The sequence below is a fragment of the Mycobacteriales bacterium genome (genome assembly GCA_035690485.1).
Taxonomy (GTDB): domain Bacteria; phylum Actinomycetota; class Actinomycetes; order JAFAQI01; family DASSKL01; genus DASSKL01.
Map to the genome: position 1 here is coordinate 1 of DASSKL010000046.1, position 13,069 is coordinate 13,069.

Here is a 13,069-nt window from a genome sequence, read left to right on the forward strand (position 1 = left end):
AGCGCGCGCACAACGCCTCGACCCGTCGGCGCACGGCCAGGGCGGATGCGCGACGGTCGCGGACCGCGGTCCCGTCCCAGTCGAAGACGATCGCTTCGAAGGTGCGATCCAGGCCGTGCACCCGATCACGATGGTCCGTTCCGATGGCCAGGGCTAGGGGCGATGGTCCCGGAGCGTCAGCCGAGCTTTTAGCCGAGGGCTCCCAGCGGCCCGTTTGCCTCGACCGCGGTGAGCTGCCCGAATCGGACGACCGGCCGGGGCTTGCAGGAAGGCGGTGAGCGCTACGCGGACGCGACGACCTCACGGACCTCGACGTCGACCAGTTCGACGCCGTCGGGCAGGGGGCCGCCTCGCACCATTTGCGCTGCCTGCTGCGCGTTCTCCTCGGAGTCGAACACGACCATCGACAGGCCAGGACCACTGCCTCCGGGAGGCGCGGTCCAGAAACCAGCCTTGAACCCGGGCGCTTGCTTCACGCCCGGGACCACGACCTCGTTCAACTGCTTGCGGGACGACTCGACGTCATTGACAGTTACCCGCACGACCACTGCGTACATCGCGCCCCCTCGTGTACGTCGGAAGGCAAGAACGTACTCGCGATCGGGGGGCGTTGGAAGGCGCGATAGGGATCTCGTTCGCGGCGAGAGGCTCGATGCCCCCACATGGGTGGCCGTCGAGCCTCTCCTTGTCGCCGGACCGGCGGGCGGTCTACATCGACTGACGGTGGTGTCGGGTGTGACGCAATGTGCCCGGAAGGGTCAGCTTTGGACGGGAGGTGTACGTGGAAGCGAGCCGAGCCAGCGCCAGGGCGGCGAGCATGAGGCCGAAGTCGCGCAGTCCGATGTCCCAGAACACCTGGCCGTGCGCGCCAGCCGTCGCACCGACGACGATCAGGTTCGTCACGATGCCGCCCAGCCAGGCCGTCACTACGTACGGCGCGTAGCGGGGGACCGCCAGCACCAGCAGGCCGGCGAGGATTTCGACTCCGCCCACTCCCCACATGAACTGCTGCGGAGTCACGCTCAAGAAGTCGGAGAACCCTGTCCACAGGTACTTCGGCCAGAACGTCATCCAATTGAAGTACTTGTCCAGGCCAAACAAGATCGGAGCCACCACGAACGCGAGGCGGAGGATCAAGTATGCCTGGTAGGAGGGATCGCGCAGTCGCTCCGAGCTGTACGCCTCGCGGTGCAGCAGTTGCGGCACACGGTGGCGCGTCGGTGTCTCCAGGGTTGTCATTGGCGATCGCCTTCCTTCTCTAAATCGCCTCTAAGTTGACGTTAGAGCGGCCGAGCCTATTCGTCAACCAGAGTTGGCGTTAGAGTGGGCTCATGAGCAGGAAGTCCACCGTGCGTACGCCGCGAGCGGAGGCGTCGAGTCCTACGGCCGACCAACTTGCGATGGTCACGACACTGCATGAACCGTTGCGGCGACGCCTCTACGAGTTCGTGGCCGGCCAGGCGGGACCGGTGACCCGCGACCAGGCTGCGGAAGCGATGGCTGTCGCCCGTACGGTAGCCGCGTTCCATCTCGACAAGCTGGCCACGGCCGGCTTGCTCACAGTCGAGTTCGCCCGCCCGCCCGGCCGGCCGGGTGGACCGGGTGCGGGCCGCCCGGCGAAGCACTACCGGCGAGCCGGGACTGAGATCAACGTGAGTCTGCCGGAGCGACGTTACGGGCTCGCCGCGGACCTGCTTGCGCAGGCCGTCGTCTCCGCGTCGGCGGTCGGTACCGACGCCGGGCGCGAGGCGCACACCGCCGCGCGCCGGTACGGTCGGTCGCTCGGTGAGCAGGTGACTGGACTCCCACGCAGCGTCCGAGGCAGACTGCGCGCCTTGATACCGGTGTTGACCGACCAGGGCTTCGAGCCCTGTGAAGACAACGGGACGTTGCGCCTGCGCAACTGTCCCTTCCGTTCACTCTCTCAGCGGCACCCCCAGCTCGTGTGCGGCATGAACCTGGAGTTGGTCGCTGGACTGCTAGATGGCAGTGGCTGTACTGATCTTCGGGCGGAACGCCAGTCGGACGCCAGCTGCTGCTGCGTCCAGGTCCGCCCGGTTTCGCAGCGGTGAAGTGGACGGCATCATGCCCGGCCGGGAGCCCTCGCCGCGACGTGACGGCTATGCACCACTGCGCGCCTATGCCGCGATCGGCGACGGCCGCACGATCGCGCTGATAGCAGAGGACGGGTCCATTGACTGGCTCCCGCTGCCCAACCTCGACTCGCCGACCGTCTTCGCCGCAGTGTTGGACAGCGAGACGGGCGGCTGCTTCACGCTGGCCCCTACCGCGCCGTTCCGGGTGGCTCGGCGCTACCTGGCGGATACCAACGTCCTGGAGACGACGTTCCTCACCGATGACGGCGAGGTGCGCGTCGTCGACGCCATGACGATCCTTGACGAGTCTCTAGGGCCGTTCCGTGAGCTGCAGCGCCGGGTGGAAGGCATAGCCGGCCGGGTCTCGATGCGCTGGCAGCTCCATCCGCGGTTCGGCTACGGCCAACGCCCGACCCGGCTGGAGTTGCGGGCAGGCGTCCCCATCGCGGTCTCCGGCGGCGACGCGTTGGCCATCTGCGCGTTCGACGCAGGGCGGCCGCAGATCGAAGGCGGCGTGGTCGGTGGCTGTTTCGAGACTTCGCCCGGCTCGCGCAGCGTGGTCGCGCTGTGCATGGCGCATCAAGAGCCGCTGCTCTTCCCGGCGCGAGCGGAGCTGGATGCGCGGTTCGACCGGACCGTGGCGGCGTGGCGGACCTGGGTTGCGGCCCGCGCGCCGGTCGGCCCATGGCAGGGTGCGGTGACCCGCAGCGCGCTCGCCCTGAAGTTGCTCGTACACGCGCCGTCGGGCGCGGTGGCGGCGGCCGCGACGACTTCGCTGCCCGAGCAGATCGGCGGGGAACGCAACTGGGACTACCGCTTCTGCTGGGTGCGTGACTCGGCGTTCACTCTCGACTCCCTGCTCCGGCTCGGTTGCGCCCCGGAGGCGCAGGCCTACTTCTGGTGGTTGGTGCACGCCTCGCAGTTGACCCGCCCTCGCCTGCAGCCGCTGTACCGGCTCGACGGAGGAGCGCGTGCTACCGAATCCAGCCTGCCGCTTCGCGGCTACCTCGGGTCGCTACCCGTGCGGATCGGCAACGCCGCCGCAGGCCAGCGGCAGCTCGACACCTACGGCGAACTGCTCCAGACGGCGTGGCTCTACGCGGATGCCGGGCAATACATCGACCCGGATATCGGCGCGCGGCTGGCCGACATAGCCGACCTCGTGTGTCGGCTCTGGCGGGAGCCGGACGCCGGCATCTGGGAGGTGCGCAGCGCGCCGGCGCACTTCACCCACTCCAAGATGATGTGCTGGGTGGCTCTCGACCGTGCGGGCCGGCTCGCCGACCACGGGGCGCTGCCCCGCCCGCACGTGGCCGAGTGGCGGAGGCAGGCGGAGGAGATCGGCGAATTCATCGAGCTGCGCTGCGTCTCGGAACGACGGGACGGCTACACGCGGTCGGCCGGTAGTGAAGAGCTGGACGCCAGTGTGCTTCTCGGCCTGCTGTCCGGCTACGGCGACCCGCGATCGGCGCGCTGGGGCCGGACGGTCGAGACCGTGCGCCGGGAGTTGGGGCACGGTCCCTACGTCTACCGCTACACCGGCGAGGACGGTCTCGCCGGCGGGGAGGGGGCTTTCGTGAGCTGCTCGTTCTGGCTTGCCGAGGCGCTGGCCAGGGTGGGTCGCCTGGCGGACGCCACCGCCCTCATGAACGATCTCGTCGCGCTCGGAAACGACGTGGGGCTCTTCGCCGAGGAGATCGAGCCGAGCACCGGCGCGTTCCTGGGCAACCTGCCGCAGGGCCTGAGCCACCTGTCGCTGATCAGCGCTGCGACGGCGATCGCTGAGGAGAGCGCGTGACTGTGTGGCCGGCGCTCGCGGGCGGCTTTGCGGGGACCTTGGTGCTCACGACCATCCTGCGCACGGCCAGCGAGCTGAACCTGACCCGGATGGACCTTCCCTTCCTGCTCGGCACCGCGTTCACCGCCGACCGCGCTCGGGCAAAGGCGGTCGGCTACGCCGCGCACTTCGTCATGGGCCTGGCGTTTGCCACGGGCTACTACGCGCTGTTCCTCGCGGTGGGACGCCACGACTGGTGGCTGGGCGCCGCGTTCGGCCTTGGCCAGGGTCTGTTCGCCGGCACGGTCCTGGTCAACGTGCTGCTCCCGCTCGTGCACCCTCGGATGGGCTCGCCGCTGAGCGACGCCACCACCGTCGCGCTGCTCGAGTCACCCGGGTTCATGGCGCGCAACTACGGTCTGCGGACGCCAGCAGTGAGCCTTGTCGCGCACGTCCTCTACGGCACGGTCATTGCCGTGTTCCTGACGCTCGCCAACCGTTGACGCTCGGCCTGGCCGATTAGCCTGTCAGCCGTTCGGCGAGGACATTGACGGCATCTGGCTTCCGCGTGGCTGGGTGAGGCCGGGTACCGCATCTGGGGCAGCCAGGAGGAGGACGCCGAGGGCGACGAGCACGGCAACGGTTGTGTAGTTCGCCGTACGGCGCCACGGCAACGTCTTCTCCAACGCGATCAGCCCGGCGACCAACGCCATCCAGACGATGCTCATGACGCCGAGCGCAAACAGTCCGGCCATGAGTGCCCAACAGCAGCCGATGCACCAGGCACCGTTCGTCGCGCCCATCCGCAGCCCGCCGGACCACCCGTCCCGCCAGGCGCCGAGCAGAAACCCCAGAGGGCTTCGACACTTGCCGAGGCAGATGTCCTTGAGCGGAGTGATCTCGTACGCCGCCGCCGCCAGGAGTGTGGCCGCAGCGGCCGGTCGGCCGGCGCGGTCCCAGCCGAGCGCGTGTGCGTTCAGCCCATGTACGCCGGCGGCGAGCGCGAACGCCAACATCCCGGCTGCGGCCCACAGCATCAGGTAGCCGGCGGTGAAGGCGACAGGTGCGTAGGGCGTTCGCGTCATCCGCGCATACAGTGCGACCGTCGGCGCCACCGACGGGAGCATCATCGCGGCCATCATCACGGTCCAGACGCCGGCGAACCAACCGAACGACCCCAGCGTCGTCCACGGGCCGCTGTCCATGCCGCCCATCTCCCGAGCGGTCCACCACCACCCGGAGCCGGCAAACGCCAGCAGCAGGAGGACAAGGCCGAACCGGGTGCGTATGGCGCCGGCCGGGCCCGCCAGGCCTTCGACGAGTCTCGACGACGGCCCTACGGCCATCCTCGTCAAGCTGCCCAGGAGAAGTTGGCGTATGAGACGCCGGTCTTTCCTTCGTAGGCGATGCCGAAGGCGTTGATGCGGGAGCGCTTCGCCTCCGCCATCGTCAGGTCGGGCCCCACGGGATGGAACATTCCGTCGAACTTGACCGGCCGGCCGTCCTCCTTGCCGAACGGCACGATGTCCTCGATCTCGAACTCGATCGAGCTGCCCACCCGCACCGAGTGGCGCAGCCCGTCGTCGTCGATGTCGATGGTTGCGCGTTCGGCGCCGACCACTTCACCTATCAGCGGCGCGAGTGCGGCCATCGGTCCGCCGAGCCGGCCGCTGAAGACTCCGAGGAGACCGTCGAACTGCTCGTCACTGGCGTCCTGGTCGACATACAGGCCGACCTTCCAGTTGCCGTCTGTCATGACCTTCGGCGTGTCGGCGATGACCACGACCTTGCGTCCCGCGACGTCTACGCCGTTGACCGAGCCCTCGCGGATGTTGAACGCGAGGGTGGCACGGCAGTAGTCGTACGTTGCCCCGTGGTCGAAGCTCAGATTGCACGGACACATCAGTTCGCAGGAGCAGGTCTCCGCGTAGCTGCCCGCCAGGTTCCACGACATCGCGCCCTCCCTGACCGGAAGGCGCCCACTGTCCCCCGCTCGGCGAGGCGCGTCAAGGCGTGAAATTACATCGCGGTCCGACCACAGGACATACCGGGATCGGAGCCATCGCCGGCTCATCCGGTACGAGTCGCGTGACCCGTGAGGGGCTGAAGTAGGCAGCCGTCGAGCCGATTGTGAACGGGGCCCGTGCAGTAGCGGTTTGCTGGAGATCGGCAATGATCAGGTACGCCTGCATCTGACCTGGAGCCGGGACATGTCTTCGAAGAAGAGACCGGGTGACGGTCTTGGTGAGGGTGACGCCTGGCTTGCCGCCGTCGCGACTGCAGCGGCGAAGGACTCCGGCGCGCCTGTCGAGCTGTTGGGTGAGTACCTGCCCATGCTGGCTGCCGCGACGGTGAGTGGGAGACGACCGCACGCCCGGGACTTGGATGCGGTGGGACTCATCGGGCGGCGCGCCGCTGAGGAGGGCATCCCGCCAGGACGAGTCGTCGACTTGTACCTGTCGGCTGCCTGGCGGGCGTGGCGTCAGCTGCCGGTCGTGGCTCGCTCCCGCGACAGTGAGGTGGTTCGAGGAGCGGCCGAAGCCGTGCTTCGTGTCGTCGACGACGCGGTCGCCGCCTTGGTCGAGGGGTTCCAGGAGGCCCGCCGGCAGATGATCCGGCGCGAGGAGGCGTTGCGCCAAGAGTTGGTTGACGACCTGCTCCGGGGTGGCGCCGACGTGGCCGGGCTCGTTGAGCGGGCCGAGCCGTTCGGCATCGACCTCGGGCGTCCGCACCAGGTCCTCATCGCCGCACCCGCCAGTGAGGACCGGACAGCCCTGGAGGCGGCCGGTCTAGCGCTGGAGCGTTCGATGCTCGACCAGTTTGGTGACCGCAACGTGCTGATCGCCTCGAAGGAGGGCCGGATCGTCGTACTGGCTCCCGCTGATGACAGCGGACCGAGAGCTCGGTCGCAGGCCCGTGACGTCGCCGGGTTCGTGCATAGCCGGCTCAGCGATCTTCGCGGCGGTGCGCGGTGGCGAGTCGCGGCGGGACGTGCCTACCCCGGCGCCTACGGCATCGCGCGTTCCTACGAGGAGGCGCGGGAGTCGCTGGCCCTGTCGGAGCGGCTGCAGTCGGCAGCACCGATCGTGCGATCGCGTGAGCTCCTCGTCTACCGCGTCCTGGCGCGCGATCACGCGGCCATCGTCGATCTGGCGGACACCGTGCTCGCGCCGCTCCGGCAGGCTCGCGGCGGCCCCGAGCCGTTGCTGGAGACGCTCGAGGCGTATCTCGCCGCGGGTGAGGTGGCCACGGAAGCCGCACGTCGACTGCACCTGTCGGTGCGAGCGGTGACCTACCGGCTCGGTCGCATCCGCGAGTTGACCGGCTACGACCCGGCGGCGCCCCTGGATCGGCTCACGCTCTACAACGCGGTGCTTGGCGCGCGGCTGATCGGCTGGCCGACCGAGAGCGCCTGACCGGTCAGCCTTGACCAGCCGCCCCGGCGGCGCCCTATCCGGAGCGCCGCCACCGTGCGAAGGCGATGGCCAGCGGGGTTGCGGTGAAGACCGATGACCAGGTGCCGAGCAGGATGCCGACGAGGAGCGCGAGGGCGAAGTCGGTGAGCGAGTCACCGCCGAGAAGGGTGAGCGCGGCGAGGATGAACAGGGCGCCCATGCCGGTGTTGACGGTGCGTGGCACCGTCTGCAGGCATGCGTCGTTGGCGACGGTCGCCAGTGGCTCGGACCCCCGCCTGCCGAGCAGCTCACGGACCCGGTCGAAGACGACGACCGAGTCGTTGACCGAGTAACCGATGACCGTGAGCAGCGCGGCCAGGAAGACGCCGTCGATCGGTTTGCCGAGCCACGCGAACAGGCCGAGCAGGATCACGACGTCGTGCGCCATCGCGACGACGGCGGCCGCGCTGAACGTCCACCGGAACCGCACGGCGAGGTAGAGGAGCTGCGCCACCAGCGCCACCCCGAGCGCGATCAGCGCCTTGCCTCTCAACTCGTCGGACATGCTCGGGCCGATGAACTCGTCGCGCACGATCTCGGCTGTCCCGCCGAGCTCGGCCAGTGCCGACCCGACGTCGGCCTTGACCACGTCGCTCATGCCCGCCGCGCGTACGGCGATGCCCCGGTCGGTGGTCTGCACCACAGCGCGCGGCAGGCCCGCGTCGGCGACCGCCGGGCGGGCGGCGTCGATGTCAACGGTCTGCGTGGTCGCGTACTCCACGGTGCGCCCGCCGGTGAACTCCAGCCCGAGGTCGAGCCCGCGCGCCGCGATCCCGGTCACGGCGAGGACGACCGCGATCGCCGACAGGGCCAGCCACCGGCGCCGGTGGCGCATGAGATCAGGCCGGTGCGTGGTCAGCCACCGCCGCACGGCGCCCACGTCGGCCAGGCCGGTGAGTTGCGGTCGGGTTCGCACCCCCTTGCGGCTCGCGGCGAACTCGAGCAGCGCGCGGGTGAGCACGAGCGCGGTGAACATCGAGGCGAGTACGCCGATCGACAGCGTCACGCCGAAGCCGCGGACGGGGCCGGCGGCGAGGAAGAACAGCAGACCGGCGGCGAGCAGGGTCGTGACGTTGGAGTCGATGATGGCGCTCCAGGCGCCCCTGAAGCCGCCTGCGACCGCGCGTCTGAGCCGCCCGGTCGCGGCACCGGCGTACTCCTCGCGGCTGCGCTCGAAGACGAGCACGTTGGCGTCGACGGCCATGCCGATGGCGAGCACGAAGCCGGCGATCCCGGGCAGCGTCAAGGTGGCGCCGAACGCGAGCAGTGCGGCGTAGGAGATCAACGCGTAGGAAGCCAGCGCCACCGCTGCGATGGCGCCGGCCAGCCGGTAGACGGCGACGACGAACAGGATGGTGAGGGCGGCACCGATCAGACCGGCGCGAGTGCTCGCGGCGATCGCGTCGGCGCCGAGTGTCGGCCCGACCGTGCGCTGCTCCACCACCTCCACCGGCACCGGCAGCGCGCCGGCCCGGATCAGCAGCGCCAGGTCCTTTGCCTCTGCCGGGGTGAAAGACCCGGTGATCGTCGTCGACCCGCCGGCGATACCGCTGCCGCAGCGCACATCGGTGACCACCTGCGGCGAGGAGATGATGCGGTCGTCGAGCACGATCGCCACTCTCCGCTGCGGGTCGCCCGCCGGGTGGCAGGCCGCCTCGCCGGTGAGCTTGGCCCACCGGTCGCGCCCGCCGCCGCGGAAGTCGACGTTGACCTGCCAGCCGGCGCCGAACTGCGGCTCGAGTATTGCGTCGGCGCCCTTGACGTCGTCGCCGGTTAGCGCGCCCGGGCCGAGCAGGAGCGGTTGCCCGTCCTCGTCGGGCAGCACCCGGGCGCCGTCGCCGTTGCCGTTTACCGTCGGTCCCTGCCCGCCCTCGCCGAGCACGGGGTGGAAGGCCAGTTGTGCGGTGCGGCCGATCACACGCTGCGCTTCGCGGGGGTCGGTCACCCCGGGCAGCTCCACGACGATGCGCTTCGTCCCCGACCGGGCCAACGTCGGCTCGGTCACCCCGAGTGCGTCGACGCGGCGACGCAGCACCTCGAGCGTGCGATCGGTGACCTCACCGTTGACGGTGACGGTGCGGGTGTCCTTCGCCTCCAGGACGATCTGCGTGCCCCCGCGCAGGTCGAGCCCGAGCCGGGGCGACTCGACTACGGCGAGCACGCCCGCGGTGACCAGGGCGGCCAGCGCCAGCAACGCCCTGACCAGTGTGGCGCCGGCCACCTGCCGTCAGCGGCGCAGCGGGCGCGCGGCCGCCTGGCACGGCGTGCACAGCCGCGCCTCCGGCAGCACCTCGAGGCGTTCGGGGGCGATGGCGCCACCGCAGGCGCCACACTGGCCGTAGCTGCCGTCGGCGACCCGGGTCAGCGCCTCTTCCACCTCGATCAGGGCGCGCCGTGTTGACGCCAGCTGGTTCTCCAGCAGCTCGACATCGACGAGCGAGCCCCCGCCCGACGCCTGGGTGATGGCGGCACGCATGTCGTGCAGGTTCAGCTCGAGCTGGACGGTCTCGTCCACCCGCCGGCGCCACTGCCCCTCGAGCAGCGCGCGGGCCTCGGCGGTTGCCTGAGCTGGCCGGTTGCGGTGACGACTGCTGGTCATGTCGCTCCCTCGCGCGATTTGGTCGGGGCCGGTTGTGCGCCGGTGACGTGACGCGGGACCCGGGCGCGCCTTCATCGTCGCCGGGTCGCTCCTGGCGGGCACTGTCTCTACAGGGCACAAAGGCGGGCCACACGTTGCCGACCGCCGGCAAGTACGGCAGCGAACAGTTGGATAGATCAGTCAGCAGGCGTCTTCACCAGCGCAGAGATGTCAACTATTCTCCTTGTCGCCCGCTCGCCGCTGACGCTGTTCGCTGCGCTCACACGCACCTGCGTCGGCCAGTTCGGATCCGGGCCGGCCTGAAGTGAGGCAGGCACTAGGAATCTCTGTGCCAGCTCTTGCCCGACCAGGACCAGATTTCGCGGTAGTTCTCAGAGGGGATTGGCCCCCCGAACAGCAGCAGCCTGCCAGACAGCGTTTCCGTGACCAGGCCTCCAGGGCTGTCGGGTCCTCCCGCATCCTCGAGCGCGGCCCAGTTGCGGCCATTCCAGACCCAGGTAGCCGCGGTTCCGGTCTGAAAGAGGACGACCGCCTGCGTTAGGGGGTCATAACCCAATCTGTCGAGGAGAGGGTCGAACGGGGGTGATGGTGTGGCCCTTTCGTGCCGCCAGTCGTGCCCGTCGAACACCCAGAGGTTGCTCGCGGGAGTCACTTGGTCGACATCCTGGCGAGCGCCGGTGGAGCCTTGCGTGAGCAGCACGACTTCGCGCCTCGCGTCGTCGTACGTGATCAACGGTGCGCGTAAGAGTGCGGGTGCGTGTGGGGTGAACACTCTCTTCCAGTCCTGTCCCGTCCACGCCCACGTCTGAAGGAGGCTTGGGCGGTTGGGAGGACTCGTCGCGCAACACGTGGTGACGAGAAGCACCTGCCGCCTGGCTGTGTCGTAGACGGCGGCCGGAAATGCGCCTTCCTGCGGGTGGTCCCGGGCGTTCAATCGGTGCCAGTTGACACCGTCCCATCGCCATGTGTCTGGCGGTGCCCCGATACCTCCGAATAGCAGCAAACTGCCATCCGAGGGGTTTGCGGCGAGCGCCGGTGCACTCCGTTCTGACGGCGCGTCTGACGTTGCCTGCGCGCGCCAACCGGCCGGGTTCCATGCCCAAGTGGTGCGTGGCAGCAGCGCTCCATGTGGCGCGGCGTCGAGCTGGCCACCGCCGAAGAGAATGACGTCTCCGGTGAGCTGGTCGTAGGCCATGCTGGCTTCGGTACGGCCGCCGGGAGCGTGTTGGCTCGGATCCGGCAGAAGAAGCCCGGTCGAGATGGGGGCCGGCGCCAGTACCGGGTTCTTGCGTGCCGGTGATGCGGTGTCGTGACCGTACCGGAGGACTATGACGACGGCGGCAAGGGCGGCAAGGCCGATCAACCACGAGGCGGATCGAAGCGATTCTGGCCGTGACCGAGAGTTGGGGACGAGCGGTCGATCTCGCCATGGAGGTAGCTCAACAGAATCGGGCCAGATGTATACGTCGCTGTCATGTAGCAGCCGCATAAGGGCGGGAGCGGCAATCACGGCCCAGTCGGCACGAGGTAGACGGATGAACAGACCTGCAGCTTCCGCCGGCCCGTCAGCACCTGGCGGGCATACGACCAGGGCAACTGCCCGGTTGGAGGTCGTGGGGTTCGCTGAGTGCGCGATTTCGTCGGGGTTGTCGAGCACCTTCACCAGACGCCACGCTGACATGTTCGCGCGTTCGTATAGTGACCATTGCGATCCGTCTGCAGCGGTGTGCTGCAGGAGCCCGACGAACCTGGAGACGTCGTTCGGCTGATCCCCGGTGGCGTCGTGCGCTGCGATCAACGTCGCGGTTCGAATCACGGCGAACTCCAGGCCCGGATAAAGCCAGGGTTCCAGCCATGCGGGAGGATCGTTTAGCCGGAGCGGCGTTGCGCTGAGCCCGTGCACGGCAGAGGACTACGTCGCTGGTAGTGAATGGGCCGAGCGGCGGGTGCACTTTTCCTCGTGGAGATCGTGGAACGTAACGGCCTCCTTGCGGGATTCCCGTTCAGCAGCGCGCGATCTCGAGGCAGTTCGGAGCCACCGTCTCAGCTCGGCGAGCTCAAGATGGTGTCGGCCACAGTGACGCCATCCAGCGGCACCTGGGATAGCTCGTCCTGGGTGTCTGCCGCCGGCGCGAGCGCGTTGAGGAACCACTGTGTGGTCTCGTTGGCCATGTACTCGGGTGAGAATCTCGCATCGTCGCGATACCACGTGTAGTAATGGTGGACGAGCCCGAAGAAGGTGATAGTCACCAGCTCAGCAGGTACGTCAGGCCGGAAGACGCCTTCCTTCTGGCCCTGCTCAACGACACCACGAAAGGCGAGATGGTACTTCCGGCGATTGGCCCGCACGGTTGCCAGTTTCTCCGGCGGCAGGCGGTGCATCTCCCGGAGAAAGATGAGGACGTCGTCCTTGTGCTCCGCGGTGGTGAGCATGACGTCTCGCATCAGGGCTTCCAGGGCGTCCGGCGCGGCCAACGCCTGACTGCTCACGCGCTCGAGGGTATCGAGTTCCTTCGTTATGACGCGGTTGTAGACCTCGAGCAGCAGGTCGTCTTTGGACGAGTAGTGGTGATACAGCGCACCCTTGGTGACACTCGCTGCATCCACGATCTCCTGGACCGAGGTACCCAAGAATCCCTTCTCGGCGAAGAGGCGAGTTGCGTGCGACAAGATGCGTTCGGTGACCGGTAGTTCGCTCAGGCTCGACGCGTCTGCGGCAGCACGGCCGTTGGCCTTTCGTGCCGGAACCGAGGATCGCCCGCGTCGGGATTTGGTGGCCACTCTTCCTCGTTCACCTCAGAATGATCGGTAGCATCACTGAGACTTCATTGCATTCGTGGATATCACGAAACCTCGCCGATTGTAGTTCACACGCGCCTGATCGATTCGGCCCCGAGGGCGACGGTGGCGCGCTTCTCACGACGCCTTGGCCGGGCCGCCGCTCATGCGGAAGTCGGGCTGGTGCTTGAGGATCTCCCGGCGGGCGATCGTCATCTTGTGCACCTCGTCGGGGCCGTCGGCGATGCGCAGCGTGCGCATGTGCGCGTACATGTGCGCCAGCGGGGTGAACTGGGTGACGCCGGCGGCGCCGTGCACCTGGATCGCCCGGTCGACGACCTTCAACGCGATGTTGGGGATCGCG

Annotated in this window: 13 protein-coding genes; 4 read left to right on the plus strand and 9 right to left on the minus strand. The window is 68.7% G+C overall.

The features are described 5' to 3' along the window. Positions 1 to 281: 281 nt before the first annotated feature. Both VFJ21_05935 and VFJ21_05940 read right to left on the minus strand, forming a co-directional pair. Positions 282 to 557, minus strand: a complete 276-nt coding sequence (locus tag VFJ21_05935) for a hypothetical protein (GenBank protein HET7406663.1) — start codon at positions 555 to 557, stop codon at positions 282 to 284. A 151-nt stretch (positions 558 to 708) separates the two neighbouring features. Further along, positions 709 to 1,239, minus strand: coding sequence for a hypothetical protein (locus VFJ21_05940; GenBank protein HET7406664.1), 531 nt, complete (start codon positions 1,237 to 1,239; stop codon positions 709 to 711). Positions 1,240 to 1,400: 161 nt separating this feature from the next. On the opposite strand from VFJ21_05940, the gene VFJ21_05945 reads away from it, so the two are divergent. From VFJ21_05945 to VFJ21_05955, 3 genes are read left to right on the plus strand one after another with little or no spacing between them, the layout of a single operon-like run. Next, entirely contained in the window at positions 1,401 to 2,072 is a 672-nt protein-coding gene (locus VFJ21_05945; protein ID HET7406665.1) for a helix-turn-helix domain-containing protein, read from the plus strand. 13 nt (positions 2,073 to 2,085) lie between these two features. Beyond that, positions 2,086 to 3,894 carry a glycoside hydrolase family 15 protein gene (locus VFJ21_05950; protein HET7406666.1) on the plus strand — a complete coding sequence of 603 codons (1,809 nt, stop codon included), beginning with the start codon at positions 2,086 to 2,088 and terminating at the stop codon, positions 3,892 to 3,894. Then, positions 3,891 to 4,376, plus strand: coding sequence for a hypothetical protein (locus VFJ21_05955; protein HET7406667.1), 486 nt, complete (start codon positions 3,891 to 3,893; stop codon positions 4,374 to 4,376). The genes VFJ21_05950 and VFJ21_05955 overlap by 4 nt, the downstream gene beginning before the upstream one ends. A gap of 24 nt (positions 4,377 to 4,400) precedes the next feature. On the opposite strand, the gene VFJ21_05960 is transcribed toward VFJ21_05955, so the two are convergent. Beyond that, positions 4,401 to 5,219 (minus strand): DUF2182 domain-containing protein, encoded by an 819-nt coding sequence (locus tag VFJ21_05960; GenBank protein ID HET7406668.1) that lies wholly within the window; start codon positions 5,217 to 5,219, stop codon positions 4,401 to 4,403. Between the two features lie 5 nt (positions 5,220 to 5,224). Further along, entirely contained in the window at positions 5,225 to 5,827 is a 603-nt protein-coding gene (locus VFJ21_05965) for a DUF1326 domain-containing protein (protein HET7406669.1), read from the minus strand. Between the two features lie 202 nt (positions 5,828 to 6,029). Here VFJ21_05965 and VFJ21_05970 point away from each other — a divergent pair, with 202 nt between their 5' ends. Then, positions 6,030 to 7,289, plus strand: a complete 1,260-nt coding sequence (locus tag VFJ21_05970) for a helix-turn-helix domain-containing protein (protein ID HET7406670.1) — start codon at positions 6,030 to 6,032, stop codon at positions 7,287 to 7,289. A 34-nt stretch (positions 7,290 to 7,323) separates the two neighbouring features. On the opposite strand, the gene secD is transcribed toward VFJ21_05970, so the two are convergent. The 5 genes from secD to VFJ21_05995 form a co-directional block, all read right to left on the minus strand. Then, a complete protein-coding gene (secD, locus tag VFJ21_05975; GenBank protein ID HET7406671.1) occupies positions 7,324 to 9,549 on the minus strand; it encodes a protein translocase subunit SecD in 2,226 nt (741 codons plus the stop codon). Between the two features lie 6 nt (positions 9,550 to 9,555). Beyond that, the gene (locus VFJ21_05980; protein HET7406672.1) at positions 9,556 to 9,927 is read right to left on the minus strand and encodes a TraR/DksA family transcriptional regulator; all 372 of its coding nucleotides are present in this window, start codon (positions 9,925 to 9,927) and stop codon (positions 9,556 to 9,558) included. 316 nt (positions 9,928 to 10,243) lie between these two features. After that, positions 10,244 to 11,830 carry a hypothetical protein gene (locus VFJ21_05985; GenBank protein HET7406673.1) on the minus strand — a complete coding sequence of 529 codons (1,587 nt, stop codon included), beginning with the start codon at positions 11,828 to 11,830 and terminating at the stop codon, positions 10,244 to 10,246. 140 nt (positions 11,831 to 11,970) lie between these two features. Continuing rightward, positions 11,971 to 12,708, minus strand: coding sequence for a TetR/AcrR family transcriptional regulator (locus VFJ21_05990; GenBank protein ID HET7406674.1), 738 nt, complete (start codon positions 12,706 to 12,708; stop codon positions 11,971 to 11,973). Positions 12,709 to 12,843: 135 nt separating this feature from the next. Continuing rightward, positions 12,844 to 13,069, minus strand: a 226-nt coding sequence (locus VFJ21_05995; protein HET7406675.1) for an acyl-CoA dehydrogenase family protein, incomplete at its 5' end; no start/stop codon positions are given.